Annotated in this window: 26 protein-coding genes; 6 read left to right on the top strand and 20 right to left on the bottom strand. The window is 70.1% G+C overall.

All coding sequences use genetic code 11. The features are described from left to right. Positions 1-29: 29 nt before the first annotated feature. Complete coding sequence (yihA, locus tag ACJMKX_RS10705) at positions 30-653, top strand: ribosome biogenesis GTP-binding protein YihA/YsxC (RefSeq protein WP_405224791.1); 624 nt, start codon at positions 30-32, stop codon at positions 651-653. Between the two features lie 194 nt (positions 654-847). Here yihA and polA read toward each other — a convergent pair whose 3' ends face one another. From polA to ACJMKX_RS10650, 11 genes are read right to left on the bottom strand one after another with little or no spacing between them, the layout of a single operon-like run. Beyond that, positions 848-3,541, bottom strand: a complete 2,694-nt coding sequence (gene polA / locus ACJMKX_RS10700) for a DNA polymerase I (protein ID WP_405224788.1) — start codon at positions 3,539-3,541, stop codon at positions 848-850. Between the two features lie 10 nt (positions 3,542-3,551). Further along, positions 3,552-3,767, bottom strand: coding sequence for an LPS translocon maturation chaperone LptM (gene lptM / locus ACJMKX_RS10695; protein WP_405224786.1), 216 nt, complete (start codon positions 3,765-3,767; stop codon positions 3,552-3,554). Further along, positions 3,764-4,213 carry a hotdog fold thioesterase gene (locus ACJMKX_RS10690; RefSeq protein ID WP_405224783.1) on the bottom strand — a complete coding sequence of 150 codons (450 nt, stop codon included), beginning with the start codon at positions 4,211-4,213 and terminating at the stop codon, positions 3,764-3,766. Before ACJMKX_RS10690 ends, lptM begins: the two co-directional genes overlap by 4 nt. 48 nt (positions 4,214-4,261) lie before the next feature. Beyond that, positions 4,262-5,449 (bottom strand): argininosuccinate lyase, encoded by a 1,188-nt coding sequence (argH, locus tag ACJMKX_RS10685; protein WP_405224780.1) that lies wholly within the window; start codon positions 5,447-5,449, stop codon positions 4,262-4,264. Further along, on the bottom strand, positions 5,446-6,390 hold the full coding sequence (argB, locus tag ACJMKX_RS10680) for an acetylglutamate kinase (RefSeq protein ID WP_405224777.1): 945 nt from the start codon (positions 6,388-6,390) through the stop codon (positions 5,446-5,448). The genes argH and argB overlap by 4 nt, the downstream gene beginning before the upstream one ends. Further along, the gene (locus ACJMKX_RS10675) at positions 6,387-7,394 is read right to left on the bottom strand and encodes an N-acetylornithine carbamoyltransferase (protein WP_405224774.1); all 1,008 of its coding nucleotides are present in this window, start codon (positions 7,392-7,394) and stop codon (positions 6,387-6,389) included. The genes argB and ACJMKX_RS10675 overlap by 4 nt, the downstream gene beginning before the upstream one ends. 22 nt (positions 7,395-7,416) lie before the next feature. Next, positions 7,417-8,634, bottom strand: a complete 1,218-nt coding sequence (locus ACJMKX_RS10670) for an aspartate aminotransferase family protein (protein WP_405224771.1) — start codon at positions 8,632-8,634, stop codon at positions 7,417-7,419. 8 nt (positions 8,635-8,642) lie between these two features. Continuing rightward, positions 8,643-9,746, bottom strand: coding sequence for an N-acetyl-gamma-glutamyl-phosphate reductase (gene argC / locus ACJMKX_RS10665; protein WP_405224768.1), 1,104 nt, complete (start codon positions 9,744-9,746; stop codon positions 8,643-8,645). Continuing rightward, on the bottom strand, positions 9,743-10,807 hold the full coding sequence (locus ACJMKX_RS10660) for a hypothetical protein (RefSeq protein ID WP_405224765.1): 1,065 nt from the start codon (positions 10,805-10,807) through the stop codon (positions 9,743-9,745). The genes argC and ACJMKX_RS10660 overlap by 4 nt, the downstream gene beginning before the upstream one ends. Further along, positions 10,804-12,042 carry an argininosuccinate synthase gene (argG, locus tag ACJMKX_RS10655; protein WP_405224763.1) on the bottom strand — a complete coding sequence of 413 codons (1,239 nt, stop codon included), beginning with the start codon at positions 12,040-12,042 and terminating at the stop codon, positions 10,804-10,806. The genes ACJMKX_RS10660 and argG overlap by 4 nt, the downstream gene beginning before the upstream one ends. Then, the gene (locus ACJMKX_RS10650) at positions 12,039-12,518 is read right to left on the bottom strand and encodes an arginine repressor (RefSeq protein ID WP_405224761.1); all 480 of its coding nucleotides are present in this window, start codon (positions 12,516-12,518) and stop codon (positions 12,039-12,041) included. Before ACJMKX_RS10650 ends, argG begins: the two co-directional genes overlap by 4 nt. A gap of 173 nt (positions 12,519-12,691) precedes the next feature. Here ACJMKX_RS10650 and ACJMKX_RS10645 point away from each other — a divergent pair, with 173 nt between their 5' ends. Further along, positions 12,692-13,363 carry an alpha/beta hydrolase gene (locus ACJMKX_RS10645; protein ID WP_405224758.1) on the top strand — a complete coding sequence of 224 codons (672 nt, stop codon included), beginning with the start codon at positions 12,692-12,694 and terminating at the stop codon, positions 13,361-13,363. Here ACJMKX_RS10645 and ACJMKX_RS10640 read toward each other — a convergent pair. Genes ACJMKX_RS10640 through ACJMKX_RS10625 form a run of 4 tightly spaced genes read right to left on the bottom strand, consistent with a single transcriptional unit; the run spans position 13,344 to position 16,116 of the window. Continuing rightward, the gene (locus tag ACJMKX_RS10640; protein WP_405224755.1) at positions 13,344-14,117 is read right to left on the bottom strand and encodes an NRDE family protein; all 774 of its coding nucleotides are present in this window, start codon (positions 14,115-14,117) and stop codon (positions 13,344-13,346) included. The genes ACJMKX_RS10645 and ACJMKX_RS10640 overlap by 20 nt on opposite strands. A gap of 1 nt (position 14,118) precedes the next feature. Next, positions 14,119-15,027, bottom strand: a complete 909-nt coding sequence (nudC, locus tag ACJMKX_RS10635) for an NAD(+) diphosphatase (protein WP_405224753.1) — start codon at positions 15,025-15,027, stop codon at positions 14,119-14,121. Positions 15,028-15,036: 9 nt separating this feature from the next. Beyond that, positions 15,037-15,516: a ribonuclease E activity regulator RraA gene (gene rraA / locus ACJMKX_RS10630; RefSeq protein ID WP_405224751.1), complete on the bottom strand. Its 480-nt coding sequence runs from the start codon at positions 15,514-15,516 to the stop codon at positions 15,037-15,039. Positions 15,517-15,528: 12 nt separating this feature from the next. Then, on the bottom strand, positions 15,529-16,116 hold the full coding sequence (locus ACJMKX_RS10625) for a hypothetical protein (RefSeq protein ID WP_405224748.1): 588 nt from the start codon (positions 16,114-16,116) through the stop codon (positions 15,529-15,531). 127 nt (positions 16,117-16,243) lie between these two features. Here ACJMKX_RS10625 and ACJMKX_RS10620 point away from each other — a divergent pair, with 127 nt between their 5' ends. Beyond that, positions 16,244-16,870 (top strand): hypothetical protein, encoded by a 627-nt coding sequence (locus tag ACJMKX_RS10620; protein WP_405224745.1) that lies wholly within the window; start codon positions 16,244-16,246, stop codon positions 16,868-16,870. Positions 16,871-16,903: 33 nt separating this feature from the next. Here ACJMKX_RS10620 and ACJMKX_RS10615 read toward each other — a convergent pair whose 3' ends face one another. Further along, on the bottom strand, positions 16,904-17,518 hold the full coding sequence (locus ACJMKX_RS10615) for a DNA-3-methyladenine glycosylase family protein (RefSeq protein ID WP_405224742.1): 615 nt from the start codon (positions 17,516-17,518) through the stop codon (positions 16,904-16,906). A gap of 35 nt (positions 17,519-17,553) precedes the next feature. On the opposite strand from ACJMKX_RS10615, the gene ACJMKX_RS10610 reads away from it, so the two are divergent. The 3 genes from ACJMKX_RS10610 to ACJMKX_RS10600 are packed head-to-tail and all read left to right on the top strand — an operon-like array spanning position 17,554 to position 20,004. After that, positions 17,554-18,516, top strand: a complete 963-nt coding sequence (locus ACJMKX_RS10610) for an ABC transporter ATP-binding protein (protein WP_405224739.1) — start codon at positions 17,554-17,556, stop codon at positions 18,514-18,516. A gap of 2 nt (positions 18,517-18,518) precedes the next feature. Next, positions 18,519-19,292 (top strand): ABC transporter permease, encoded by a 774-nt coding sequence (locus tag ACJMKX_RS10605; protein WP_405224736.1) that lies wholly within the window; start codon positions 18,519-18,521, stop codon positions 19,290-19,292. A 4-nt stretch (positions 19,293-19,296) separates the two neighbouring features. Continuing rightward, positions 19,297-20,004 carry an SOS response-associated peptidase gene (locus ACJMKX_RS10600; protein ID WP_405224733.1) on the top strand — a complete coding sequence of 236 codons (708 nt, stop codon included), beginning with the start codon at positions 19,297-19,299 and terminating at the stop codon, positions 20,002-20,004. Here ACJMKX_RS10600 and ACJMKX_RS10595 read toward each other — a convergent pair. Genes ACJMKX_RS10595 through ACJMKX_RS10580 form a run of 4 tightly spaced genes read right to left on the bottom strand, consistent with a single transcriptional unit; the run spans position 19,996 to position 25,538 of the window. Further along, positions 19,996-21,168: a trans-sulfuration enzyme family protein gene (locus tag ACJMKX_RS10595; RefSeq protein ID WP_405224730.1), complete on the bottom strand. Its 1,173-nt coding sequence runs from the start codon at positions 21,166-21,168 to the stop codon at positions 19,996-19,998. The genes ACJMKX_RS10600 and ACJMKX_RS10595 overlap by 9 nt on opposite strands. Next, positions 21,165-23,000 carry a DegV family protein gene (locus tag ACJMKX_RS10590; RefSeq protein ID WP_405224727.1) on the bottom strand — a complete coding sequence of 612 codons (1,836 nt, stop codon included), beginning with the start codon at positions 22,998-23,000 and terminating at the stop codon, positions 21,165-21,167. Before ACJMKX_RS10590 ends, ACJMKX_RS10595 begins: the two co-directional genes overlap by 4 nt. 11 nt (positions 23,001-23,011) lie before the next feature. Further along, positions 23,012-23,773, bottom strand: a complete 762-nt coding sequence (locus tag ACJMKX_RS10585) for a general secretion pathway protein GspB (protein ID WP_405224724.1) — start codon at positions 23,771-23,773, stop codon at positions 23,012-23,014. Between the two features lie 16 nt (positions 23,774-23,789). After that, positions 23,790-25,538: an ExeA family protein gene (locus ACJMKX_RS10580; protein WP_405224721.1), complete on the bottom strand. Its 1,749-nt coding sequence runs from the start codon at positions 25,536-25,538 to the stop codon at positions 23,790-23,792. Positions 25,539-25,617 lie beyond the last annotated feature (79 nt).

Below are 25,617 nucleotides of genomic sequence, written 5' to 3'. Positions count from 1 at the left end.
AAGGCGCCTGCCGAAGGGTCTGTACGCCCATGTCGCAATACCCTGCCGCCCGTTTTCTCGCCAGCGCCCACAACCCCTCCCAGTTCCTGCCGGACAGCGGCCGCGAGGTGGCCTTCGCGGGCCGCTCCAACGCCGGGAAATCCAGCGCGATCAACACCATAGTGAACCGCCGGCAGTTCGCGCACACCAGCAAGACCCCCGGACGCACCCAGCTCGTGAACTTTTTCGAACTCTGGGAGGAGGCCCGTCTCGTAGATCTGCCCGGCTATGGGTTCGCCCGGGTGTCGGCGTCCATGCAGCGCCACTGGCGCGGGCTCATGAGTGCGTACTTTGCCGAGCGCCGGAGCCTGACCGGGCTGTTCCTGATCGTGGACATCCGCCGGCGGTTGACCGATTTCGACTGGCAGATGCTGGATCTCGCCGAGGGGATCGACGTGCCGGTGCACGTGCTGCTCACCAAGGCGGACAAGCTCAAGCGCGGCCAGGCCGCGTCCGAGCTGGCGAAGGTATGCAAGGAACTCGACGGAGCCGCCACCGCCCAGCTCTTCTCGGCGTTGAAGCGGGAAGGCGTGGCGGAGGCGCGCCAGCGTCTGGAGGTCATGCTGGGGAGCAGCGGGGAGGCGGCGGAAGTGGCGCAAACGGAAGCGCCATAAAAAAAGCCCCGACGCGTCTGAAACAGGGGATACGCGCCGGGGCCATATGTGCAACAGGCTTGGGGTGACCGTGTTGCAGTCCCGCCGAGGGAGGTCAGCGGGTGAGTGGATTGGGGCCACTCGGTATCGTTTGACGGGGATCTGCGCGGTGAGTTCCCGGCCGGACGCAGGAATCGGCCGGACGGCGAGTCCGGTCAGTGAGCCTCGTCCCAGTTGGCGCCGACGCCGGTGTCCACCTTCAGCGGCACGGCGAGTTCCGCCGCCCGGCTCATGCGCTCGACCAGGCCGGCGGCCACCGTCTGCGCCTCGGCCGCCGCCACCTCCAGCACCAGCTCGTCGTGCACCTGCATGATGACGCGGGCGTCCACGGCCTTTTCCGCGAGCCAGCGGTGTACGTCGATCATGGCGCGCTTGATGATGTCGGCGGCAGTGCCCTGCATCGGTGCGTTGATGGCGCTCCTTTCGGCGTACTGGCGGCGCTGCACGTTGCGGGAGTTGATCTCCGGCAGGTACAGGCGCCGGCCCATGACGGTCTCCACGTAACCCTTCTCGTGGGCCTGTTCCCGGGTGGAGTCCATGTAGGCGCGAACACCGGGGTAGCGGTCGAAGTAGCGGTCTACGTAGGCCTGGGCATCGGCCCGGGGGATGCCGAGCTGGCGGCCGAGGCCGAAGGCCGACATGCCGTAGATGAGGCCGAAGTTGATGGCCTTGGCGGAACGGCGCTGCTCGCCCGTGACAGCGTCGAGTGCGGTGTCGAAGACCTCGGCCGCCGTCGCCCGGTGGATGTCCTCGTCGTCGGCGAAGGCCGAGAGCAGACCCTCGTCGCCGGAGAGGTGGGCCATGATCCTGAGTTCGATCTGGGAGTAGTCCGCGGCGAGGATGCGGTAGCCGTCCGGCGCCACGAAGGCCTGGCGGATGCGCCGGCCCTCCGGCGTGCGGATGGGGATATTCTGCAGGTTCGGGTCGGAGGAGGACAGCCGGCCGGTGGCGGCCACCGCCTGATGATAGGAGGTGTGGATGCGCCCGTCCTCGCCGACGAGCTCGGGCAGCTTGTCGGTGTAGGTGCTCTTCAGTTTCGACAGGCCCCGGTATTCCAGGATCACCTCCGGCAGCTCGTAGTCGGCGGCCAGCTCCTGCAGTACGTCCTCGGCGGTGGAGGGCTGGCCCTTCGGCGTCTTCCTGATCACCGGCAGCTGCTGGCGCTCGAACAGGATCTCCTGCAGCTGCTTGGGCGAGCCCAGGTTGAACGGGCCGCCGGCGATCTCGTGAGCCTTCTCCTCGGCGGCGCGCATCTTCTCCGCGAGTTCCCGGCTCTGGGTCCTGAGCAGCTCGCAGTCGAGTAGCACTCCGGTCTCCTCCATCTCGGTCAGTACCGGTACCAGCGGCTGCTCGATCCCCTCGTAGACCTCACGCAGCCGGCCGGTCTCTGCCAGTTCGCCCCACAGCCGGTGATGCAGCTGCAGGGTGACGTCGGCGTCCTCGGCCGCGTAGGGCAGCGCCTCCTCCAGGGCAACCTGGTCGAAGGTGATCTGCTTCGCGCCCTTGCCGGCCACCTGCTCGTAGGGGATGGTCTCCAAGCCGAGGTAGTGACGGGCGGCGGAGCCCATGTCGTGGCGGGTGGCCGTGCTGTTCAGCACGTAGGACTCCAGCATGGAGTCGTAGCGCATGCCGGCCAGGCGGATACCGTAGCGGCGGAAGACATGGGCGTCGTACTTGAGGTGGTGGCCCACCTTGGGCTTCGACTCGTCCTCCAGCCAGGGACGCAGGCGCTTCAGCACCCGTTCGCGATCCAGCTGGTCCGGCGCGCCGGCGTAGTCGTGGCCCACCGGGATGTAGGCGGCCGCGCCGGGCTCGACGGAGAGCGAGATGCCGACCAGCCTGGCGGCCATGTAATTGAGGCTGTCGGTCTCGGTGTCGAGTGCCGTCAGTTCCGCGGCGTCGATGCGCTCGAGCCAGCGGTCGAGGGCCCCCTCGTCGGTAACCAGCTCGTAGTCGGTGCCCGGCTTGTCGGCGGCGGGCGCCGGCGCGCCGAAGGCCTCGTCCAGCTGGCGCAGCAGCGTGCGCAGCTCGAGCCGCTGGTAGAGCCCGCGCAGGTGCTCCACGTCCGGCTCGCCCGGCGCCAGTCCGTCGGGCTCGACGTCCAGCTGCACGTCGTCGCGGATGGTGGCCAGCCGGCGGGAGAGCTCCAGTTCCTGCAGGTGTTCGTGCAGGCTCTCGCCCACCTTGCCCTTGATGTTGTCCGCGTCGGCGATGATCTCGTCGACGCCTCCGTACTGGTTCAGCCACTTCGCGGCCGTCTTGGCGCCCACCCGGGGCACGCCCGGGATGTTGTCCGAGGTATCTCCCACCAGCGCGATCCAGTCGACGATCTGCTCGGGCCAGACGTCGTATTTCTCCTTGACTCCGTCCCGGTCCAGCCGGGTGTCGCTCATGGTGTTCACCAGCCCGATGCCCTCGCTGACGAGCTGGGCCATGTCCTTGTCGCCGGTGGAGATCAGCACCTCCATGCCGCGGTCGAGCGCCCGCCGGGAGAGCGTGCCGATGACGTCGTCGGCCTCCACGCCGTCGACGCGCAGCAGCGGCAGGCCCATGGCTTCCACGGCCTCCAGCAGTGGCAGCACCTGGGAGCGGAGCTCGTCGGGCATGGGCGGGCGGTTGGCCTTGTACTCCTCGAACATCTCGTCGCGGAAGGTCTTGCCCGGCGCGTCGAACACCACGGCGATGTGCTGGGGCTCTTCCTCGCGCACCAGCTTGTTCAGCATGTTCAGCACGCCCAGCACCGCACCGGTGGGTTCGCCGGCGGCGGTGGTCAGCGGCGGCAGGGCGTGGAAGGCGCGGTAGAGATAGGAGGACCCGTCGACCAGCACCAGCTTCTCGCGTTCCGTCATCCTGGTGCCCTCATCGTTCCGCGGCCGCGTCTTCTTCCTGCTCTTCTTCCGGCGCGCCCGGGTCGCCCCCGCCCGCGGGGATGCCGGGTTCGACCTGCTGCGGGCTCTCTCCCGGCAGGTACAGGGGACCCTTCTGCCCGCAACCCGCGAGGCCGCTGCCTGTCGCAGCCAGTGTGACCAGGGTCACCGCGAGGCAGCCCGCCCGGCGCAGCCGCGTGTCCGTCATCCTCTGGCCTCCGCCCGTGCCTCCAGGTCCAGCACGGCCATGGTGATGCGGCACACGGCTGTGCGCCGGCCCTCCTCGTCGGTCACCTCGATGCCCCAGACCTGGGTGGTACGGCCCCGGTGGAACGGGCGGGCGGTGCCCGTGACGATGCCCTCGCGCACGGGGCGCAGGTGATTCGCGTTCACCTCCAGGCCCATGCAGCGATAGCGGGCCGGGTCCACGGAGAGGGCGGCCGAGATGCTCCCCAGGGTCTCCGCGAGCACCACGGTGGCGCCGCCGTGCAGCACGCCGTATGGCTGGCGGGTGCGCTCGTCCACAGGCATGGTGCCGCAGAGATAGTCGTCGCCGATCTCCGAGACCTGCACGCCGATGTGTTCGTTGATGGTGCCTTTCTGGAGCTTCTGTACTTGCTCCAACGGAGGACGGCGTCCGCCGAACCAGATCATGTCGCTACCCTTGCCGGGCCGCGCCCGGAGTTACTGACCGGAAGGTCCTCAGTGTTCTGAAAGTTTGCGGGCGACGCGCCGGTAGGCCTCGCGGAAAGGGATGCCTTCCTCCGTGACCAGCCGGTTCGCCTCGCCCGCCGCATGCACGCCGGGCTCGAGCCGGACGTTCTCCGGCCGGAAGCCCACGCCGTCGAGCAGCGCGGCCATGATCACCAGGGTGTCGTCGGCGAGATCGATGCCGCGGAACAGCGGCGGCTTCAGGCGCTGCAGGTCGCGATGGTAACCCGAAGTGAGCTTGGCCGTGACCATCAGGCACTCGTCCAGGCAGGCCTGGGCGGTGGCCGGCGCGGCACGCGCGAGCTCCAGCACGTCCGGGTTGCGCTTCTGCGGCATGATGGAAGAGCCCGTCGTGAACGCCTCCGGCAGGCTCACGTAGGAGAATTCCTGGGTGTAGAACAGCAGCAGGTCGGCGGCGAGCCGCGCCGTGTCCTGCAGCGTGAGCGTGATCTCGAACAGAAGGCCGCTCTCCGCCTTGCCGCGGGAGAGCTGCACGGCCGTCACCGGCGCTTCCACATTCGCGAAGCCGAGCGCGTCCGTCGTCATCTGCCGGTCCAGCGGCAGGCCGGGCGTGCCGTAGCCGGCGGCGCTGCCGAGAGGGTTCCTGTCGATGCGCCGGCCGGCGGCGCGGAGCCCCGCCGCGTCGTCCCGCAGTGCTGCCGCGAAGCCGCCGGCCCAGAGGGCGACCGAGCTGGGCATGGCCTGCTGCAGGTGGGTGTAGCCGGGCAGCTCGAGTTCGCCCTGGCGTTCGGCGAGGCGATCGAGCGCCGCGGCCAGCGACCCGGCGCCGGCCGCCAGCGTGGCGGCGGCGTCCTTCAGGTACAGCCGCAGCGCCGCCAGCACCTGGTCGTTACGTGAGCGGCCCAGATGGACCCGGCCGCCGGCCTCGCCGATGGCATCGGTGAGCCGGCGCTCGAGGGCGGTGTGGGCGTCCTCGTCCGCCAGTCCGATGTGCCACTCGCCGGCCGCATGGGACTCGCCCAGACGGTCGAGGCCGTCGCGGATGGCAACGAGGTCGTCATCGCCGAGCAGCCCGCAGGCGTTCAGCATCGCTGCGTGGGCGATGGAGGCGCGGACGTCGTAGGCGACCAGCCGCTCGTCGAGACGATGGTCTTCGCCGGCGGTGTAGCGCAGCACCCTTTCGTCGAGCGGCGCGCCTTTGTCCCAGAGCCGGCTCAAGCCTCGCCCCCGGCATGATGCGAGGGGTGCTGTTCCTCCGGCGTGAGTGCCCCGATGTCGTTCACCACCAGCGTGCCGGTGCCCTCGTTGGTGAAGACCTCCAGCAGCAGGCTGTCCTCCACCTTGTGGGAGATCACGTGGACGCGCTGCACGCCATGCTCCAGCGCCTGGGTGATGGCGGCCGCCTTGGGCAGCATGCCGTCGGCCAGTGCGCCGTCGGCACGCAGCTTCTCGAGGCCCTTGCGGTCCAGGTAGGAGATGAGCGAACCCGGGTCGGACGCATCCGCCAGTATGCCGGGGGCGCCGGTGGCGAGGATCAGCTTCTCCGCATCCAGCGCCGCAGCGATCGCGGCGGCGACCGTGTCTGCGTTGATGTTCAGCAGCGTGCCGTCGGCGTCGGCGGACAGCGGGCTCACCACCGGCATCAGACCGTTGTCGAGCTGCTTGGAGAGCACCTCTGCGTCGACGCTGTCGATGTCGCCGACGAAACCGTAATCGATGGACTCCTCGCCTTCCTGGACGGGCGGGCGCCGGTGGGCACGGATGAGCCCTGCGTCCACGCCGCTGATGCCGACGGCCGGGATCTGCAGGTCGCGGCAGGCGGCCAGGATGCGGGTGTTGATCTGGCCGTTCAGCACCATGGCCGCGACGTTCAGCGAGTCGGCATCGGTGACGCGGCGCCCGGCCACAAACTTCGGATCGAAGCCGAGGGCCTTCGCGAGCTCGGTGGACTGCGGTCCGCCGCCATGGACGAGCACCACCCGGATGCCCACCTGGTAGAGGATGCCCACCTGCTCCATCAGCGCACGGGTCGAGGCGGGATCGACGAAGACGTCGCCGCCGGCCTTCAGCACGAAGACCTTCTTCTTGAACAGCCGGATGTACGGCGCTGCGTGTTTCAGTGCCGAGACGACGATGGCCCGTTCGCGCTTGCCGATCATGCTCCGCCTCCCAGCATCCGGTGCAGCACGGCCATCTGGGCCAGCATGCGGTTGCGTGCCTCCTGGATCACCACGCTGCGGGGGCCGTCCAGGATGCGGTCGGCCACCACGACGCCACGGCGCACCGGCAGGCAGTGCATGAAGCGGCAGTCATCGGCGGCATTGGCGAACCAGGGCTCGTCCACGCACCAGTCCACGTGCTCGCGGCGCAGCTTCTCGTCTTCCACGCGGTCGCCGTAGTGGCGGGTGGAAGACCAGGATTTCGCGTAGATCACGTGGGCGCCCTCCATGGCCTCGGAGCGGTCGTCGGTCTCGCGCAGGGAGCCGCCGCTCGCCTGGGCCGCGGACTTCGCCTTCGCCATGATCGGCTCGGGCAGTTCGAAGCCTTCCGGCCGCAGCACAGTCACGTCCATGCCCCGCGCAGCCGCCATGTGCACGGTGGCCGCGGGCACCGCCAGCGGCAGCGCCTTCGGATGGTAGGCCCAGGACAGCACGAACCTGCCGCCGTTGGCGGGGATAGCGAGATCGTCCATCGTCTTCCAGTCGGCGAGGCTCTGGCAGGGGTGGTTCACCGCAGACTCCATGTTGATCAGCGGCGTGTCGATCAGCGCCTGCAGTTCCCGGTACTGCTTCTCGGCCAGGTCCTCCTCGAGGTTGCGCCGCTCCGCGAAAACGCGGATACCGATCGCGTCCCCGTAGGAGGCGATCACAGGGACTGCCTCGCTGATGTGCTCGGCGGCCGAGCCGTCCATTACGATGCCGTGGCGGGTTTCCAGGCCGTGGATGGACATGTCCGGCGAGATCACGAACGAGCCGCCGCCGAGACGCACCATGGCGGCCTGGAAGGAGGCCAGCGTGCGCAGGCTGGGGGAGAGGAACAGCAGCGACAGCACCTTGCCCTCCAGTGCCCGGGGTTCGGGTCTCTCGTCCAGCCGTCCGGCCAGTGTTATCAGCTCGGCGATCTCTTCGCGCTCGAGGTCTGCGAGGTCGTTGAATGTCTTCATGTTGTCGTTCCGGAGTCGTCGGTTATTCGTGGGAGAGCCGGATGTCGGCGAGCGCCTGCGCCAGGCGCTCGACGTGGCCGGTGTCGATCACATAGGGCGGCAGCAAACGCAGCACGGCGGGATCGCCGCTGGTCCCCGTGAGTATGTCACGCTCGAGCAGTGCGTCGCGCACCCGGGCCGCGGGCACCTTGCAGCGCAGGCCGAGCAGCAGCCCCTTGCCCCGGATGCCCGCCACCGGCCCCGTGACGCAGGTCGAGCGAATCTGCGCCTCGCGGTCGCGCACGTTGTCCATCAGCCCCTCACCGGTGATGGTGTCCACCACCGCCTCGATGGCGGCTGAGGCGACCGGCCCGCCGCCGAAGGTGGTACCCAGGTCGCCGGCACGCAGCTCCGCCGCCAGCGCCTCGGTGGTGAGCAGCGCGCCGCAGGGGAAGCCGCCGCCGAGCGACTTGGCGGCCGTGACGATGTCCGCCGCGACGCCCGCGTGCTGGATGGCGAAGGGCAGCCCGGAGCGGCCCGTGCCGCATTGCACCTCGTCGGCGATGAAGACCGCGCCGCGGGCTTTGGCCGCGTCGCCCAGCGCCCGCAGGAACTCCGGCGCCAGGTCGAAGGCGCCGGCCACGCCCTGCACGGGCTCGACGATGACGGCGGCGGTGCCGTCGTCCACGGCGTGGCGCGCCGCCTCGGCGTCGTCGCGGGGCACGAAGACCACCTCGAACGGCAGGCTGGGGAACGCATACCAGCGCTTGCGGCTGCCCCAGGTCACGGCCGCCGCCGCGGTGCTGCGGCCGTGGAAGGCGTGTTCCACGGCCACCACCTTGCGCCGCCCGGTGGCGAGACAGGCGATCCTGAGCGCGTTCTCGTTGGCCTCGGCGCCGCTGTTCACGAACAGCGCGCGGGTGAGGTGATCCGGCGCGAAGGCGGTCAGCTTCTCGGCGGCACGCGCGCGCACGGCGAGCGGCGACATATTGCTCTGGAACAGCAGTGTCTTCAGCTGCCGCTCGATGGCGGAGATCAGCGCCGGGTGGTCGTAGCCGAGTGCGGTCACGGCATGGCCGCCGTAGAAGTCCAGGATCTCCCGGCCGTCCGCGGTCCGCAGGTAGACGCCGTGGGCGCTGACCGTCTCGATGGGCAGATGGGGGTATACCGGCAGGGTACAGGCGGCCTCGACGGCTGCCGCGCTGCGGTTCGCGCACGGGTTCGTATCCGTATTCGTATTCGTATCCGTATTCGTACCCATGGGCGCCCTCATATCCAGCCGGGAGCCGGCTGCGTGAGACCCGCGGTCTCCGGCAGCGACCACAGCCGGTTCATCCATTGCATGGCACCACCGGCGGCACCTTTCAGCAGGTTGTCGATGACGACGAACACGGCGGCCGTAGAGCCGTCCGCGGCCACGCCGATGTGGGCGTAGTTGCTGCCGGCCACGTCCTTCACCCGGGGCGTACCGTCCACGATGCGCACGAAGGGCGCGTCCCGGTAGTAATCGGTCAGCGCGGCGGCGAGTGCGTCCCGGTCGGCGCCCGCGGCCAGCGGCGCCTGCAGCGTGGAGTGGATGCCGCGGGCGAACGGCCCGGAGTGGGGGATGAAACTGAAATTCGCGGCGACCCCGCTGGCCGCCTCGGACAGCGCGGCGATCTCCGGCGCGTGCCGGTGCGCCAGCGGCTTGTAGGCGAACAGGTTGCTGTGGCGTTCCGGATGATGGGTGGTCGCCGTGGGGCTGCGGCCGGAGCCGGTACTGCCGGTGATGCCGGCCACGAACACGGTCGGGTGGATCAGGCCGGCGGCGAGCAGCGGCACCGCCCCCAGCAGCACCGAGGTGGCGAAGCAGCCGGGATGCGCCGCATGGTCGGTGTCGGTCGCGGCCAGATGCTCGGGCACCGCGCAGCGGAACGCGTCGAACAGCTCGGGTGCGCCGTGGTCCTGGCCGTAGACCGCCTCGAAGGCCTCGCGGGCGGGGAACCGGAAATCCGCCGAGGCATCGACGATGTGCAGGCGGCTGCCCGCGCTGCCGGCATCGGCGAGCAGTTGCGCCAGCATCGGCGCCGAGGCGCCGTGCGGGGCCGCGGAGAACACCGCCAGCTCCTCATGCCGCTGCAGCAGCGCCGGCACGTCGTCCGGGCCGATGAACGAGGCATCCCCGTAGGCCGGGCCGAGCTGGGGGAACGTGGTCGCCAGCGGTTCGCCGGCGCGGCTGCCGGAAACGGCGGCGGCCAGCGTCAGGTTCGGGTGGGCGGTGAGCAGGCGCAGGAACTCGCCCGCCACGTAGCCGGTGCCGCCGAGTACCAGCGTCGGGATCATCGCGTCCGGCTTCGTCGCGTCCGGGACCGTCGTGACTGCGCGGGCGCTCACCGGCGTTCTCCACCGAGGCCGACGTGGCCTGCCACCAGGTCGCCGAGGCGCACGCCGTCGGTCAGGGCGTTGATGGCCTCGACGCCCAGGTCCTGGACGATCATGTCGATGCCCACCGCGTTGTCCGTGGCCGGGCCCGTGACCACCACCGGCTCGATGCCGTGGGTCTCGCGCAGCAGCTTCACGCCGCCCCAGGCCGCGACCGGGTCGTTGGCACAGAGCACCACGGCCGTGAAGGCGTCCTTCAGGGCCGGGTCGTTCAGGATGGCCGACACGCCGTAGGGCCCGAGAATCCCGTCGCCGAGTTCCATCACGATGGCGTCCGGCCGTTCCTCCGCGAGCTTGTTCAGCAGCGAGCGGGTGAGCGCGGGCCCGTTCGATGCGCTGGTGGTCACGACGCCGAAGTCCATGAACAGCAGGCCGTCCTCGGCGCCGGCATCCTCCATGGCCAGCACGTCCCGGCGCAGCGACACGCCGGTGGCCTTGCCTGCCGCCACCCGGTGGCGGTTGTGGCGCAGCCGGCTGACGATGGCGCAGGCCGCTGCCGTCTTGCCGGAATCCATGCAGGTGCCGGCCAGGGCGACGACGGGCACGCCGCGTACGTCGAGTCCGGCCTCGTAGTCCAGCGGGAACTCGCCCACCCGGGCGGGTACGCCGATGCGCTCACCGAGATAGGGGAACGTGAGCACGGTGCCGAGCACCCGGCAGTCGAACGCGGGACCGACGTCCGGGTTGGCGGAGTCGCAGATACCGAGCACGCCGCCGATGTTCAGGAGCTGCACGGTGTCGCCCGCGGCCAGGGTCTTCGGCAGGTGGCCCGAATAGCCCCGGAGCGCCTTGCGATGGCCGAGCGCGCCCACGATGACGTCGCCCCGCTTCACCGTGGCCATGCGCCCGCTGGTGAGCTCCATGGTGTTGTAGCGGGTCTTGTTGTTCAGCACCTCCACGGCGACGAGTACGCCCTCCTCGCAGGGGATCTCCTCGGACAGGCGCAGCTCGCGGCCCAGCTCGTGGTGCTGGGCCACCGAGGCGATCTTGTCGACGACGACGCTGCGCATCATCCGTCCTCCGCCTGGCGGGCAGCGCGGGTCTGCAGCATGCCGGTGAGCGACAGGATGCGGGCGTGGCCGAGCGCGTCGGCCGGCGTCCACTCGCCGGCCGCCTCGCCGTAGACGCCCTTGCTGGCGGCCATCAGCGAGTACGGCGAGGCGACGCCTTCAACGAAGACGCTGCCGGGCCTGAGCTGCACCGTCACCTCGCCGGTCACCCGCGACTGCGACGAGGCCAGCAGCGCCTCGATGTCCCGGCACACCGGATCGAGCTGGCGGCCCTCGTGCACGAAGTCGCCGTAGGCGGCGGCCACCGTGTCCTTGATGCGCTGCTGCGGCCCGCTCAGCACCAGCTTCTCGAGTTCCCGGTGGGCGGTCAGCAGAATCTCCGCGGCCGGCGCCTCGAACGCGACACGGCCCTTGGTGCCGAGGATGGTGTCGCCCAGGTGGATGCCGCGGCCGATAGCGAAGCTGCCGCCCAGAGTCTCCAGCTGCTCGATGAGCGCCACCGGTTCCAGCGTCTCGCCGTCGATGGAGACGGGGCGGCCCTGATCGAAGCCGATGCGGTGGCTCTCCGGCGCGCGGGCCGACGCCAGTGCGCCCGCCGACAGCACCCAGGCCTGCTCCGGGATGGAGCCGCGGGAGTCGAGAGTCTCGCGCCCGCCGATGGTCACGCCCCAGAGGCCGCGGTTGATGGAGTAGGCCGAACCGGACTTCGGCACGGGCATGCCGTGGTCCTCCAGGTAGGCGAGCTGATCCTGCCGCGCCCAGCTGTTGTCGCGCACCGGCGCCAGCACCTGGAGCGACGGATTCAGCGTGCGCAGCGCCACCTCGAAGCGCACCTGGTCGTTGCCGGCCGCTGTGCAGCCGTGGGCCACGGTATCTGCGCCGTGCTCGGCGGCGGCCGCGGCCATGCGCGCTGCCTGGATGCCCCGCTCTGCGCCGACGCACAGCGGATAGAGTCCGCCCCGGCGCACGTTGCCGGCGATCAGCCAGCGCAGCACCTCGTCGAAGAAGGACTGCCGCGCATCGATCAGCAGGTGCTCCGCGGCACCCAGCGCCTCGGAGCGGGCGGCCAGTTCCCGCCGCGCCTCCTCGTCGATGCCGCCGGTATCCACCGTGACGGTGATCACCGGGCGGCCGTAGTTCTCCTTCAGCCAGGGCACGCAGAAGGAGGTGTCCAGCCCGCCGGAGTAGGCGAGCAGGATGGGAGATTCCTGGCCGGAAGAGGTGGATTGGGCATTCATGGGGTTAGCTCCGCGAAGATGTCGTTGAGTCGGGTTTCCAGTCGCGCGCTCGCCGCCGCGCCGGGTGTGGCCACGAAGATGGTGTCGTCGCCGGACAGCGTGCCGACGATCTCCGGCCAGCGGCTGCGGTCGAGCGCCACCGCCACCCGCTGGGCGGCACCGATGCCGGTCTGCACCACCACCAGGTTCGCTCCGGCACGCTTCACGGCCCGCACGAAACCGGCCACCTCGGCGAAGGCGGCGCCGCGGGCGCCGGAGCCGGCCCCGTCGGCACCGGCCGTGCGCAGCCGGTAACCCTCGGCCTCCTTGGCGGCGCCGAGGATGCGCAGGTCCCGGGAGACACTGGACTGCGTCGCCTCGAAGCCTAGCTCGTGCAGCACGCGCACCAGGTCTCCCTGGGTGGCGACGGGGCGCTCACGGAGTATCGTCGCGATGGCGCGGCGACGCTCGATCTGTTGTTCGGCGCTGGCGGGCATGACAGGTAGCCTGAATAAATTTGCGCATATTTGTACTTGAATGCGCATAGCGAGTCAAGGCTGTCGGCGCATCGTTTTCCGGTTAACCTGCCCGCTCCGTTATCGTGGCTATTGGCGGCTGTTGCGGTCATTGCGATATCGGGCTACCGGGTACATGCGCGACGGGAGGAGACATGCTCGAGACCGTAGAGATGGAGACCGGCAGCCAGCCGGCAGGTGCTGTCATCTGGCTGCACGGGCTGGGCGCCGACGGCCACGACTTCGGGCCGGTGGTGCCGGAGTTGCGGTTGCCGGAGGACCTGCCGCTGCGCTTTGTATTCCCCCATGCCCCCATCCGGCCGGTGACCATCAACGCCGGCATGCGCATGCGGGCCTGGTACGACATCGTCGCCATCGACCGCCAGGCACGGCAGGACGAGGAGGGCATCCGCGAGAGCGCCGCCGCGACCGTGGAACTGATCGAGCGCGAGAAGGAACGGGGCATACCTGCCGCACGCATTGTGCTGGCCGGCTTCTCCCAGGGTGGCGCCATCGCCATCCACACGGCCCTGCGCTACCCGGAGCGCCTCGCCGGCCTGATCGCGCTGTCCACCTGGATGCCACTCGGCGAGTCCCTGGCCGGCGAGGGCAGCGCCGCCAACCGGGACCTGCCGGTGTTCATGGCGCACGGCCGGCAGGACCCGATGGTCCCGGTCGTCCTCGGCGAGCAGACCCGCGAGACCCTCGCTGCCGCCGGCTATCCCCTCGAGTGGCAGACCTACGACATGCCGCACGCCGTCTGTCCCGCCGAGATCGCCGATATCTCGGCGTGGCTGCAGGAGCGCTTCAGGCAAGCCGGAAGCTGACCCGGGTCTCGCCGGCGGCCTCACCGTCGGCGTCGAAACGCCGCTCGACGAACTCTGCGCTGCCGTCGGCGCGGAACAGGAGCACCGTGGAGCAGCGGGTGCCGTAGGTCGGCGTGAGGATGAACGGCGCGGACAGCACCCGGCGGACGGCCGGGTCCATTGCCGCGTCCAGCGCCGGGTCCGCTTCGCCGTCTTCGCCGGCAGGCCGGGTGTCGGCCAGTATCTCAAGGATGTCGTCCGGCTCGCTGCGCCCCGCTTCGAGCCGGGTGGCCAGGCGGTCCCGGGTAACCACCAGCTTCGGCCACGGCGTGTCGAGCAACGCATTGCTCACGCCGTGGATGCCCGGCTCCAGTTCGCGGCTGACCGCCTCGCGGTTGGTGTGGTAGCGCAGGGTCGTGGTATCGCCGAACAGGAGGTTGAAACCGGCGTATCGCTGCTCCTCGCGCTCCAGTCGGGACGCGAACCGGTCGGCCGGCTCGTCGCCGGCCAGCCAGTCGGTGAGCAGCACGCCGCGGGAGACCTCGCCGCCCCGCGGGGAGCCTTCGCGGTAATTGGTGACCACGCCGAAACGCCCGCTGCGGGTCACGCCGAGCCAGGTACCTCCCGCTTCGAGATCGCGGCCGGCCAGTAGTCCGGGTTCCTCCGGCCACCAGTCGGCGGGTTCGGCGGGGCGGGCGTGGAACTCGTCCCGGTTGCCGGCCAGGATCAGCGGCAGCTCCGGGTGCACGCGCCAGGCGGCGACAATGAGGCACATGTCAGGCGACGTCGCTGCCGCCGTCCTCCTCGAGCCAGTCGTCGACCAGCCGGCGGGCGATGGAGAGGCGCGGCGGCAGCTTCGGCCAGCCCGCCCGGATCTCGTGGCGGGCGAACCAGCGTGCGTCCTCGAGCTCGCCGTCGTTCAGCACGATATCGCCGGAATCCGCGACCGCGCGGAAACCCAGCATCAATGCGGACGGGAAAGGCCACGGCTGGGAAGACTCGTAGCGCACCTCGGCCAGCCGCACGTTGGTCTCCTCGAAGACCTCCCGGCGCACCGCCTCCTCCAGGCTCTCGCCGGGCTCGACGAAGCCGGCGATGGTCGAGTAACGGCCTTCCGGCCAGGTGGGCTGGCGGCCGAGCAGGCAGCGCTCGCCGGCCTCCACCAGCACGATGATGGCGGGATCCACCCGCGGGAAAATACGCCGGCCGCATTCCGGGCCTGTGCAGATTCGGGCGTAGCCGCCGGCGTCCGGCTCCGTGGCCGCCCCGCAGTGGCCGCAGTGCCGCTGCGCCTGGTGCCAGAGGATCATGGCGCGGGCGTGGGCCATCAGGCTGGCCTCGTCCGGCGGCAGGATGCCGCCGAGTGTGCGCAGGTCCCGGTACTCCACGCCGCCGGCGGTCGGCAGCACCGGCTCGTCCACTTCCAGCGCGAACGCCGGCGCATCGCGGAACACGCCCAGGAACACGAGGTCCTCGAGACGGGGCCGGCAGGGCAGGTCCGCGTAACGGAGCAGCCAGGCGCGCCCGTCGGCCTCGTCCGCGGGGCAGCGGCCCTGCCACACCGGCACGAATACGGTGTCCGGCCGGGTCAGCGCGTCGCGCTGCCAGTCCTTGTCCACCCGTCGCTCGCCGGCCCGGTCGACATAGGCGCCGGCGAAGGTGTTGTGGGACAGGATCGCCGCCATGGCCCGCCCTCAGACGAGGGCGTCGGCGCTAACCAGGAGCCCGTCCTCGTCGGCGTAGAGATGGTGACCGGGCTCGAACGCCACACCGGCGAAGGCCACGGCCACGTCCCGCTCGCCCCGCCCCAGCTTGCGGCTCTTCAGCGGCATGGTCGCGAGCGCGCGCACGCCAATGTCGATGCCGGCGATGTCGGCGGAGTCCCGGATGCAGCCGTTCACGACCACGCCGGCCCAGCCGTTGTCGGCCGCCAGCGCGGCGAGCTGGTCGCCGAGCAGTGCGCAACGCATCGAGGCTGAGCCGTCCACCACCAGCACCCGGCCGTCGCCGGGTCCCTCCAGCGCCGAGCGCACCAGCACGTTGTCTTCGAAGACGCGCAGGGTGGTGATCGGGCCACCGAAGGCGGGGCGGCCGCCGTAGGCACGGAATATCGGGTCAGCGATGCGGACCCGCGCCGCATGTTCGTCGCAGAGATCGGCTGTCTTGATGGTCATCCGGGCATTCTACTACGCCCGCGCGAAGGTGCCGTGTCCGGGCCGCCGGCTGCGCCCCGTGCGGATCTCGCAGGCCGGGCACTGGTGGAAGTTCAGGCCGTAGCGGTCGTGGAGATAATCCAGGCCGCAGTCGTTGCAGCGGGTAAGACCCAGATCGCCGTCGCCGCTCAGGGCCTGGAGCAGGTTCCAGCCCCATTCGAAACTGAACAGGCAACGCGGATGCAGCAGCTGGTAGGTCTCGTAGGAGCGGCATACCCGGTGGCCGTACTCGACGTCGGGGCGCGGCCAGCGGGCGTAGACCGCGTCGCCGGCGAGCTGGAGCAGGCCGCCCTGCACGAACAGGTAGGTGAGCGTGGTCGCCTCCAGCTGATGGACGGCGTTGCGGACGAACGGCACGGTCTGGCGGGGCGACTTCCCGCGCCGGCGCCGCACGCCGCCGCGGCCGCCCGAGAAATAGCGGCTGTAGATCTTGCGGATCCGGTCGTGGGAGAGCCCGGTGCACAGACTGATGGTCTGGGTGCGGGCCTCGTGGCCTATCATGCGCAGCGCCAACTCGAAGCGCAGCCGCTCGGTTTCATAGCGATCCCGGGTTGCCTTCATCCATTTGCCCTCCATTTATGTAATTTTTCGAACATATATGACATCATTTATCCGCTAGGATCACAAATGAGAAAAACGGACCAATATGGTCAATAAATCATAGATGTGGCAGTCAGTGGGGTGGGACATGACTTACAAGGCACTGAAAGACAACGATCTGCGGCATCTCGCCGCCATCAACCGCAGCTATCTCGAGTTCCTCGGCAGCAACGACCGGCATGCGGCGCGGCAGCTGGAGCGCCTGGAGCCAACGGCCCGGGAGATGCTGCGGCGGCTCACGCCGGAGCAGCGGGGCGAGGCGGCCAGCAGCCCGTTCCTGCTTTGCAGCGTCCGTGCGGTGGACGTTGGCGGCAGCGCAGCGGATCCGGGCAGCTTCGAACTGTTCCGGGGCGCGGCGCCGAGCGTGGAGCTGGTCCTCTACATGAGCCTGTCGCTGCTGCGGCGGCTCGCCTGGCGGCGACCCTTCGCGGCGCGCCTGCTCGGTGGGGTGGACGCGGCCTGGTGCGACGAGCTCGCCGGTCTGGACGAACCGGCGCTGGCGGCCATCGCCCATGCCCAGGCAGCCCGGCTGCGGCCGGTGCACGCAGCCGTGGCCGGCTTCTGGCCCGAACTGCTGCGCTGCGCGGAACTGGTGCCGCTGCGACGCCGCGCCGTGCGGGCGGCCGGGCTGCAGTTGCAGCAGCGCCTGCCGGCCACCCCGCCGCTCAGGGCCGCGGCCTCCCGTCTGCAGGCATCCCGCCGGCGCTCCGGCTGACCGGCCGAGGCGGGCGGCCGGCGACTATCCCGGTCAGACCAGCTCGGCCCGGTAGTAATGCCACAGCAGGCGGGCGGCCACGGCCCGGCGCGGCCGCCAGCGCGCGCCGCTCGCCGCGAGCTCCGCCGTGTCCGCGTCCGGCAGCAGCCGTTCGATGGCCCGTTCCAGCGCGAGGTCGCCGGGCGGCCAGACGTCGCGCCGGCGCATGGCCGCCATGACGTAGGCGCCGGCGGTCCAGGGACCGATGCCGGGCAGTGCGGTCAGCCTGGCGATCGCCTCTTCGTCCCCGGCGCGGGCCAGGGCGGCGAAGGACAGCCGTCGGTTCTGCACCGCCTCGCCCAGCGCGTGGCAGTAGCGGGCCTTCTGCCGGGTCATGCCGAGACGATGCAGCCGCTCCGGTCCCGCCGCCACCAGCCGCCGTGCCGAGATCCCGCCCAGTTCGCTGCGGATGCGGCGGTACAGCGTCGCCGCCGCGGCCAGCGACACCTGCTGTTCCAGGATGATGCGCACCAGCGTCTCGATCCCCTCCGGCCGGCGCCAGAAGGCGGGGATGCCGTGGCGCCGCAGCACGGGCCGGAACTCCGGTGCGGCGCGGGCCAGCGCCCGCACCTCCCCCGGGAATTCGGCCGTGTCGATGCGCTGGTCCATGCGGGGCTCCCTCATAGGTTCTACAATGGCGCGTTATGCGTGCACTCAGTATCCGGGACCTCAGGAAGGTCTATCCCAACGGCGTGGAGGCGCTGAAGGGCATCAACTTCGAGGTCGAGGAGGGCGACTTCTATGCGCTCCTCGGGCCGAACGGCGCCGGCAAGACGACGGCCATCGGCATCATCACCTCGCTGGTGAACAAGACCAGCGGCGACGTACGTATCTACGGCCACAGTATCGACGACGAGCTGGAACAGGCAAAGGCCTGTCTGGGCCTGGTGCCCCAGGAGATCAACCTGAACCTGTTCGAGAAAGTGCTGAATACGGTCGTCAACCAGGGCGGCTACTACGGATTGCCACGCAAGCTTGCCTACGAGCGCGCCGAGCGCTACCTCACCGAGCTGAAGCTCTGGGACCGGCGCAACGACATCGCCCGCAACCTCTCCGGCGGCATGAAACGCCGGCTGATGATCGCCCGGGCGCTCGTGCACGAGCCGAAGCTGCTGATCCTCGACGAGCCCACCGCCGGCGTCGACATCGAGATCCGGCGTTCGATGTGGAACTTCCTGCAGAAGATCAACGCCGAGGGCACGACCATCATCCTCACCACCCATTACCTGGAAGAGGCCGAGAGCCTGTGCCGGCACGTCGCCATCATCGACGAGGGCCGCATCATCGAGGATGCCAGCATGGCCGACGTGCTGCGCAAGCTGAACCGGGAGGTCTTCGTGTTGACGCCCGCCGAGCCACTGGATGCAGCGCCCCGGATCGAGCCGTACGAGCTCACGCTGCGCCCCGACGGCGACCTGGAGGTGATGCTCGAGAAGCGCCAGAGCCTGAACGAGGTGTTCGCCGCACTGTCGGACGCGGGCGTACGCGTGCTCAGCATGCGCAACAAGGCCAACCGCCTGGAGGAGCTCTTCATGGGCCTGGTGGAGAACAAGGGTGCTGCCGCCGAGATGAAAGCAGCGGCGCGGGCCGCGGCGGCGGAGGCCTGAGCATGGATGTGCGTGCCAACTGGGTCGGGCTCCAGACCATCGTGCACAAGGAGTTCACGCGGGTGATCCGCATCTGGGTGCAGACCATCGTGCCGCCGGCCATCACGATGACACTGTACTTCATCATTTTCGGCACGCTGATCGGCAAGCGCATCGGCGCCATGGACGGCTACAACTACATGCAGTACATCGCGCCGGGGCTGATCATGATGTCCGTGATCACCAACTCCTACGGCAACGTGGTTTCCTCGTTCTTCGGCGCCAAGTTCGGCCGTCACATCGAGGAGATGCTGGTCTCGCCCATGTCGAACGCCACCATCATCCTCGGCCACGTCGCCGGCGGGGTGGTGCGCGGTCTGATGGTGGGGGCACTGGTCTCCATCATCGCTTTGGCCTTCACGCGGCTGACGGTGCAGCATCCGTTCGTCACCTTCTCCATGGTGGTACTCACGTCGGTGGTGTTCTCGCTGGCGGGATTCATCAACGCCGTCTTCGCGAAGAAGTTCGACGACATCTCGATCATCCCCACCTTCGTGCTGACGCCGCTCACCTATCTCGGCGGCGTGTTCTACTCGATCTCGCTGCTGCCCGAGTTCTGGCAGAAAGTGTCGCTCGCCAACCCCATCCTGTATATGGTGAACGCGTTCCGCTACGGCGTGCTCGGCGCCTCGGACATCCCCATCGGCATCGCCTATCTCATCGTCTGCGGCTTCGTCGTGCTGCTGTTCACTGTAAGCCTCGTACTGATGAACCGGGGCGTGGGCATCCGGGAGTAGCGCCGTGTGCGGACGCTTCGCGTTCTATTCCGCCCGCGATGCCATGGCCGCGGTGTTCGGCGTGGAGGATCCGCCGCCGATCGAGCCCCGCTACAACATCGCGCCTACCCAGCAGGTGCCCGTCATCCGCGCCGGCGAAGACGGCACGCGGTATGTCGCCATGCTGCGCTGGGGCCTGGTGCCGTTCTGGGCCAGGGACACGAAGATCGGTAACCGCCTCATCAACGCCCGCGCCGAGACCGCCGCCGGCAAGCCCGCTTTCCGGGCGGCCTGGAGCCGGCGACGCTGCCTGGTGCCCGCCGACGGTTTCTACGAGTGGCGTGCCGGTCCCGATGGCAAGACGCCCTGGTTCGTGTCGGCGGCCGCCGGTGAACCCTTCGCCATGGCGGGGTTGTGGGAGCACTGGGAACCGAAGACCGGTGCGGACGAGGAAGCCGCGGGGCCGCTGGAGACCTTCACCATCCTGACGACGGCGCCCATCGACCTCATGGCCCGGCTGCACGACCGCATGCCGCTGGTGCTCGGTGCCGAGCGTTCGGCCGCATGGCTCGCGGGCGAGGATCCGGCAGGCGACGGCGACTCTCTGGCCGATCCGGCCGTGGCACTGCGCGCGTGGCCGGTCAGCCGCCGCGTGAACAGCCCGCGCAACGAGGATGCGTCGCTGGTGGAGCCCGCCGGCGACGAGCGCCTGGACGAGACGGGATCAGGCTGAGATCGCCTGCTCGAGGTCGGCCAGCAGGTCGTCCGGATGCTCCAGGCCCACCGACAGGCGCAACAGATCGTCCGGTGTCAGCGTCCCGGGCCCTTCCACCGGGGCACGATGCTCGATCAGGCTCTCGACGCCGCCGAGGCTGGTCGCCTGCGTGAACAGGCGCGTGCGGCCGGCGACCGCCCTCGCCTGATCCGCGCCGCCGGCCATGCGCACGGACAACATGGCGCCCAGCGGCAGCGGCGCACCCGCGGTGCCGTTCAGCCGGCTCTGGCCGATGGCAAGGCCGTGGCCGCGGTGGCCCGGCAGGCCCGGGTACAGCACCTCGCTGATCGCCTCGTGTGCGGCGAGCGCCTCGGCTACAGTGAGCGCGCCCGCGGACTGGCCCCGCACCCGTACCGCCAGCGTGGCGAGGCTGCGCAGCAGCAGCCAGCAGTCGAAGGGCGACGGACTCGCCCCGGCAACGCGCTGCTGGCGGCGCACCGCTTCCATCACGGGGCCGTGCCGGCCGATGACCGCCCCGCCCATGAGATCGCTGTGGCCGCCGAGGTACTTGGTCGTGCTGTGCATCACCAGGTCGGCGCCGAGGGCCAGAGGCTGCTGGATCACCGGCGTGGCCAGCGTGTTGTCGCAGGCCAGCAGCGCTCCGGCCGCGTGGGCGGTCTCCGCGATGGCGCGGACGTCGCTCACGCGCAGTAGCGGATTCGAAGGCGTCTCCAGCCAGACGAGTGCGGTGCGGTCGCCGACAGCCGCGCGCACGGCCGCGAGGTCGGAAGTATCGACGAAGCGGGTGGCGATGCCCCAGCGCGGCGCGAGTTCGGTCAGCTGCTGGCGGGTCCCCCAGTAGGCGTCCTCGGTGCAGACGATCTCGCTGCCCTCGGGCAGGGCCGCGAACACCGCGAACGAGGCAGCCGAGCCGGAGGCGAAGGCCACCGCGGCATCGCCGCCCTCCAGCGCGGTGAGTGCGGCCTCAGCCTGCAGCCGGTTCGGCGAGTCGTCGCGGATGTACGACAGCCCGGCCGGATTGCCGCGCCGGAACGTGGTGGCCGGCTGCCAGCCGGTGACCGCGGCGCCCGTGGCCGGGTCGGGTTCCCGGCCGGCATGGATGCCAAGCGTCTCCAGCTGCAGCGCCCGGTCGCGCCCCCTGTCGTCATGGTCGTCGCTCAACTGCCCGGCTCCCGCAGTTCCTGCAGCGAGGCGACCAGCGTGCCGGGCCCGCCGTGTACGCCGATGGCGGTGCCGAGTTCGGTGACCCAGGACTGCTCCACCCGGTCGAGCCGGGCTTCCAGCCGGCGGCGCAGCTCCTCGGCTTCCTCGCCGCACTGGGCATGGGCCACGGCCAGCCGGTAACGCCGGCCGGCCGCCACGCGCCTGGCCACGTAGCGGACGAACTTCGGCAGCCGGTTGGCACGGCCGAAGATCACGCCGCCCGAGGTCACCTGGCCGTCGGGGGTAGTGCGCAGCACGGGATTGAGGTTCAGCCACTCGGCGACGACCTTGCGCGAGTGCGGCACGCGGCCGCCGCGCACCGCGTAACGCAGGTCCTTCACCAGGCCGAAGCTCCAGGTGTGCGCGATGGCCCATTCGGTCTCGGCCACCACCGCCCCGGCGTCCATGCCCGCCCGGGCGCACTCGGCGGCATGCATGGCGACGAGGCCCTGGCCCAGGGAGACGTTCAGGCTGTCGATGACGTGGATGCGCCCGTCGGCTCGCACACGCTCGGCGGCGGACCGCGCTGCCTCCAGGGTGCCGCTCACCTTGCCCGTCAGGCTCACCGAGACCACGTCCGGGAAATGACTGGCGAGGAACTGGTACTGGCGGCGGAAGTCGCCGGGCGCCGGTTGCGAGGTGGTGGGATGCACCGGGTTTTTCTTCAGTTCCTCGAAGAACTCGTCCGGTGCGATGCTGACCTTGTCGAGGTAGCCCTGGTTGCCGAAGCTGATGCGCATCGGCACCACGTGGATGTCGAGGCGTTCCATCTCCTCCTCGGGGATGTCCGCCGCGCTGTCGGTGATGACGGCCACCTGCACGCCCGCGCCATGGGTGGCGTGCTGCTGGCGGTGCATGTCGTCGGCCTTCTCGCCGGAGACGGCGCCGTAGCCGGCGGCGACCCGGAATACCTCCTCCGGCTCGTTCACGTGGATGTGGATCTTGGCCTTGCGGCGGGTACCGGCCAGCACCAGGCTCGCGCCCAGCGCCGAGAGCTGCTCCCTGAGCCTGCGCCGGTCGATGTCCTCGCCGGTCACCATGCACTCGGTGCAGTAGCGGTAGTCGAGGTCGCCGTCTTCCCCGGCGGTGGCGCTGAATTCCTCGACGACGGACATGAAATCCGCCTCGTCCAGGTCCACGACCTTGCCGTCGCGAACGTAGTCCAGCATGCCCGCCACCATCTCCACGAAACCCTGGGCGCCCGCGTCGACGACACCGGCCTTGCGTAGTGCGTCCAGCTGGTGGGTGGTCTCCGCCAGGGCCTTGCGGGCGGCTTCCAGGCCGCTGCCCAGCAGGCTCGGGAAATCGATCTTCGGCATGTGGCCGAGCTGCTCGCGCAGCCTCGAGGCGAATGCGGCCACGACGGACAGGATGGTGCCCTCGCGGGGATCGGAGAGCGCATCCCTGGCGTACTCGGAGCCCACCGTTACGGCCCGGGCGAAGGTCTCGGGCGTGATGCGGCGCACCTCGACGGCCGCATCGCTCACACCCTGGAAGAACTGCGCGAGTATCGCCCCCGAGTTGCCCCGGGCGCCGTCCAGCATGGCGTCGGCCACGCGGATGAGGACCCGGTTGGCCGGCAGCTCCTCGGCGCCCTGCAGCGCGCCGCGTACGGCCGACAGCGTCAGCGCGAGGTTGGTGCCGGTATCGCCGTCCGCCACCGGGAATACGTTGATGCGGTTCAGCAGGTCCTGATTCTCCAGCACCCGATGCACCCCGGCGCTGAGCGCGAGGCTCAGGTGTCTGCCGTCGAGATACTCCACCGCCGCCGCGTCGCCCGCTCCGTTCATAGCCGTCCTCCCTAGTCGCGGGGCAGGAGGAAGCGGCGGCCGTTGTGCTCGAGCACGACGCCGTTCTGGATGATGGAGGCCACCCGCGGTCCCGCGGCGAGCTCGTCGCCCTCCCGGTACTTCATCGTGTTGACGTAGACGAAGCGGCCCCGGGGCTGCTCGCTCCAGACGTGGATATCCAGATGCAGGTCCGGCAGGCCCGTGTCGCCCCGCACCCTGAGTTCGTCCAGGGTGGGCAGGGCCAGCGCCTCTTCCTCTCCGCTCGCTCCGGCCCCGGCGCGCGAGGTCGCTGCGGCCGCGGACGGCTGCCGGGTGGTCTCCCGGTCGGGCGGCGCCGTCTCGGCGCGGGCGGATTCCGCGGCTTCTGCCGCTGGCATGACGGCTGCCGGTGTTGCCGCCGCGGCCCGCGCCGCGGCCTCGTCCGGGGAGGGCTCCCCGGGATCCGGTGGCGCCGCGCTCAGCCTCTCGGTCCTCGCCCGGTCGACCAGGGCGGCGAGTTCGGGGGCCACTCGCTCCGGCACGGCGCCAGGCCCTGTCGCCGCGGACGCTGCAGTTGCCGTGTCCTGGGCCGCATCGGCGGTCGGCTCCGCCCCCGGCCGCAGCAACACGGCCAGCAGCACGATCACGTTCACCGCGAGTAGCCCCAGCAGCCACCAGATCCAGGCGGGTGCGCCGGGAGCTCCGCGGGCCACCGGCACGTCGGCCACGCCGAGTCCGCGCTGACCCTGGCGCTCGTTCTCGGATTTCTTCAGTGCGTCGAGTATGAAGGACATGGAATCCGCCGCCGTGTTATCCGCTGACCGTCAGGCGCGGCGTCTGCGCCAGGCCGAGGTCGGAGTTGATCAGGATCTGGGTCTGCTGGCCGGCGATCCCGTCCACCCGCAGTCGCTGGCTGCGCTGGTACTCGCGCAGGCGCTGCTCGAGGTCGCGGTCGAAGTACTCGGAATCTCCATCGTCGAACGGCCGCCCCTGGATCTCGCTCAGGCTGCGCCGCAGCCAGCGCACGCCATCGCCGCGCATGCCGTACTGATAGGCGACGACGTCGCCGAAGGGCGGCCGCCACAGCAGCACGAAATCGCCGTACCAGTAGTCGCCGATCTCGGATAGCGGCAGTTCGTAACGCTGTCCGCCGAGCAGGATCACGCCGGTCTCGTCGTTCAGGGACGCCAGCACCACCCGATGATCGGCCGCGTCCTCGTTGGTGAGGGTGAGTATGGCGGGCCGGTCGAACTGGCGCAGGGTATTCCAGGTGCCGCGCTGGAACAGGCACTGCAGGCCCTGGCGCCCGGCCTGGTCGCAGGCCGCGCCGGCCTCCGGGTCGTAGCCCGCCGTCCAGATGTCGAACAGGGTCGCGAAGGCCCGGACGCTGTCCGTCGCTTGCGGATTGTCGCGCAGGATCGCGGCCAGGGAGGGGTCGGGATCGCTGCCGATTCCGCTTTCCGCGGGGGCGTTCCGGCCGGATTCGCCGGCGGCCATCCCGTCTTCCGGTGACGGCTGCGCTGCCTGCGTCGGGCGCGGTTGTGACGACGCTTCCGCCGCCGTGATCGGGGACGGGGCCGCGCCCGCGGGTCCGGCGGCGGCACCGGGCGGCCCGATCATCCGGACCACCGGGCGGGCCGGAGGCTGATCGTCGGTTGGCGCCAGGTAATACCAGGCGCTGAAGGCCAGGGTGGCGAGTGCGGCGGTGCCCGCGAGCGGCACCAGCCATCGCTGCCAGAACGGGTTCTCCCGCTGGCCCGAGATCTCCGCCGCGGCGCGCCGGACCAGGGTCTTGTCCACCTGCCGGCGCTCGCGGCTGTAGGCGCCGAGCAGCGAGCGATCGCAGATGACGTTCACGAGCCGCGGGACCCCGCCGGAGAGCCGGTACACCTCCCGCTTGGCCGCGGGCGTGAACAGGTCGGTGACGGCGCCGGCCACCTTCAGGCGGTGTTCGATGTAGCGGATGGTCTCGTTCCGGTCCAGCGGCTCCAGGTGATAGCGGGCGGTGATCCGCTGGGCGAGCTGGCGCAGATCGTTGCGGGCCAGCAGCTCGCGCAGTTCCGGCTGGCCGATGAGTATGATCTGCAGCAGCTTCTGGCGGGTCGTCTCCAGGTTGGTGAGCAGCCGGACCTGCTCCAGTACCTCGGCCGCCAGGTTCTGGGCCTCGTCCACCACCAGGATGGTGCGACGGTCGTCCGCGTGGGCCGCCAGCAGGTTTTCGTTCAGCGCGTCCACCAGCGCGCGCAGGCTGTCCCGTTCTTCCGGCTGAGGTATGCCGAGCTCCCGGCAGATGGCCACCAGGAACTCCCGGGCGGTGAGCTGGGGATTGAGGACCACGGCCACCTCGGTGCGCTTCGGCAGCTTCTGCAGCAGGCTGCGCACGAGCGTCGTCTTGCCCGTGCCCACCTCGCCGGTTAGCTGAATGAAGCCGTCGCTCTCGGTGACGCCATAGACCAGGTGAGCAAGCGCCTCCGAGTGACGCTCGCTCATGAACAGATAACGCGGGTCGGGCGTTATCGTGAACGGCTTTTCCGTGAGTCCGAAGAAGCTCGTGTACATGGTCCTGCCATATCAGGTCCGGCCCGCCATTCTAACCCAAGCCCCGGCATCTACATGCCACAGGTGCCATCGACGATAC

Origin of the sequence: Lentisalinibacter sediminis, from assembly GCF_040706615.1 — a bacterium.
In the GTDB taxonomy this organism is placed as follows: Bacteria; Pseudomonadota; Gammaproteobacteria; order Steroidobacterales; family Woeseiaceae; genus Lentisalinibacter; species Lentisalinibacter sediminis.
This window is presented reverse-complemented; position numbering and strand designations above follow the sequence as displayed.

Excerpts from the sequence above, each read along its gene's own strand:
- yihA (WP_405224791.1), top strand. The coding sequence starts at position 30 with ATGTCGCAATACCCTGCCGCCCGTTTTCTCGCCAGCGCCCACAACCCC.
- polA (WP_405224788.1), bottom strand. The coding sequence starts at position 3,541 with ATGACGGAACGCGAGAAGCTGGTGCTGGTCGACGGGTCCTCCTATCTC.
- lptM (WP_405224786.1), bottom strand. The coding sequence starts at position 3,767 with ATGACGGACACGCGGCTGCGCCGGGCGGGCTGCCTCGCGGTGACCCTG.
- ACJMKX_RS10690 (WP_405224783.1), bottom strand. The coding sequence starts at position 4,213 with ATGATCTGGTTCGGCGGACGCCGTCCTCCGTTGGAGCAAGTACAGAAG.
- argB (WP_405224777.1), bottom strand. The coding sequence starts at position 6,390 with ATGATCGGCAAGCGCGAACGGGCCATCGTCGTCTCGGCACTGAAACAC.
- ACJMKX_RS10675 (WP_405224774.1), bottom strand. The coding sequence starts at position 7,394 with ATGAAGACATTCAACGACCTCGCAGACCTCGAGCGCGAAGAGATCGCC.
- ACJMKX_RS10670 (WP_405224771.1), bottom strand. The coding sequence starts at position 8,634 with ATGGGTACGAATACGGATACGAATACGAATACGGATACGAACCCGTGC.
- ACJMKX_RS10660 (WP_405224765.1), bottom strand. The coding sequence starts at position 10,807 with ATGATGCGCAGCGTCGTCGTCGACAAGATCGCCTCGGTGGCCCAGCAC.
- argG (WP_405224763.1), bottom strand. The coding sequence starts at position 12,042 with ATGAATGCCCAATCCACCTCTTCCGGCCAGGAATCTCCCATCCTGCTC.
- ACJMKX_RS10650 (WP_405224761.1), bottom strand. The coding sequence starts at position 12,518 with ATGCCCGCCAGCGCCGAACAACAGATCGAGCGTCGCCGCGCCATCGCG.
- ACJMKX_RS10645 (WP_405224758.1), top strand. The coding sequence starts at position 12,692 with ATGCTCGAGACCGTAGAGATGGAGACCGGCAGCCAGCCGGCAGGTGCT.
- ACJMKX_RS10640 (WP_405224755.1), bottom strand. The coding sequence starts at position 14,117 with ATGTGCCTCATTGTCGCCGCCTGGCGCGTGCACCCGGAGCTGCCGCTG.
- nudC (WP_405224753.1), bottom strand. The coding sequence starts at position 15,027 with ATGGCGGCGATCCTGTCCCACAACACCTTCGCCGGCGCCTATGTCGAC.
- rraA (WP_405224751.1), bottom strand. The coding sequence starts at position 15,516 with ATGACCATCAAGACAGCCGATCTCTGCGACGAACATGCGGCGCGGGTC.
- ACJMKX_RS10625 (WP_405224748.1), bottom strand. The coding sequence starts at position 16,116 with ATGAAGGCAACCCGGGATCGCTATGAAACCGAGCGGCTGCGCTTCGAG.
- ACJMKX_RS10620 (WP_405224745.1), top strand. The coding sequence starts at position 16,244 with ATGACTTACAAGGCACTGAAAGACAACGATCTGCGGCATCTCGCCGCC.
- ACJMKX_RS10615 (WP_405224742.1), bottom strand. The coding sequence starts at position 17,518 with ATGGACCAGCGCATCGACACGGCCGAATTCCCGGGGGAGGTGCGGGCG.
- ACJMKX_RS10610 (WP_405224739.1), top strand. The coding sequence starts at position 17,554 with ATGCGTGCACTCAGTATCCGGGACCTCAGGAAGGTCTATCCCAACGGC.
- ACJMKX_RS10605 (WP_405224736.1), top strand. The coding sequence starts at position 18,519 with ATGGATGTGCGTGCCAACTGGGTCGGGCTCCAGACCATCGTGCACAAG.
- ACJMKX_RS10590 (WP_405224727.1), bottom strand. The coding sequence starts at position 23,000 with ATGAACGGAGCGGGCGACGCGGCGGCGGTGGAGTATCTCGACGGCAGA.
- ACJMKX_RS10585 (WP_405224724.1), bottom strand. The coding sequence starts at position 23,773 with ATGTCCTTCATACTCGACGCACTGAAGAAATCCGAGAACGAGCGCCAG.
- ACJMKX_RS10580 (WP_405224721.1), bottom strand. The coding sequence starts at position 25,538 with ATGTACACGAGCTTCTTCGGACTCACGGAAAAGCCGTTCACGATAACG.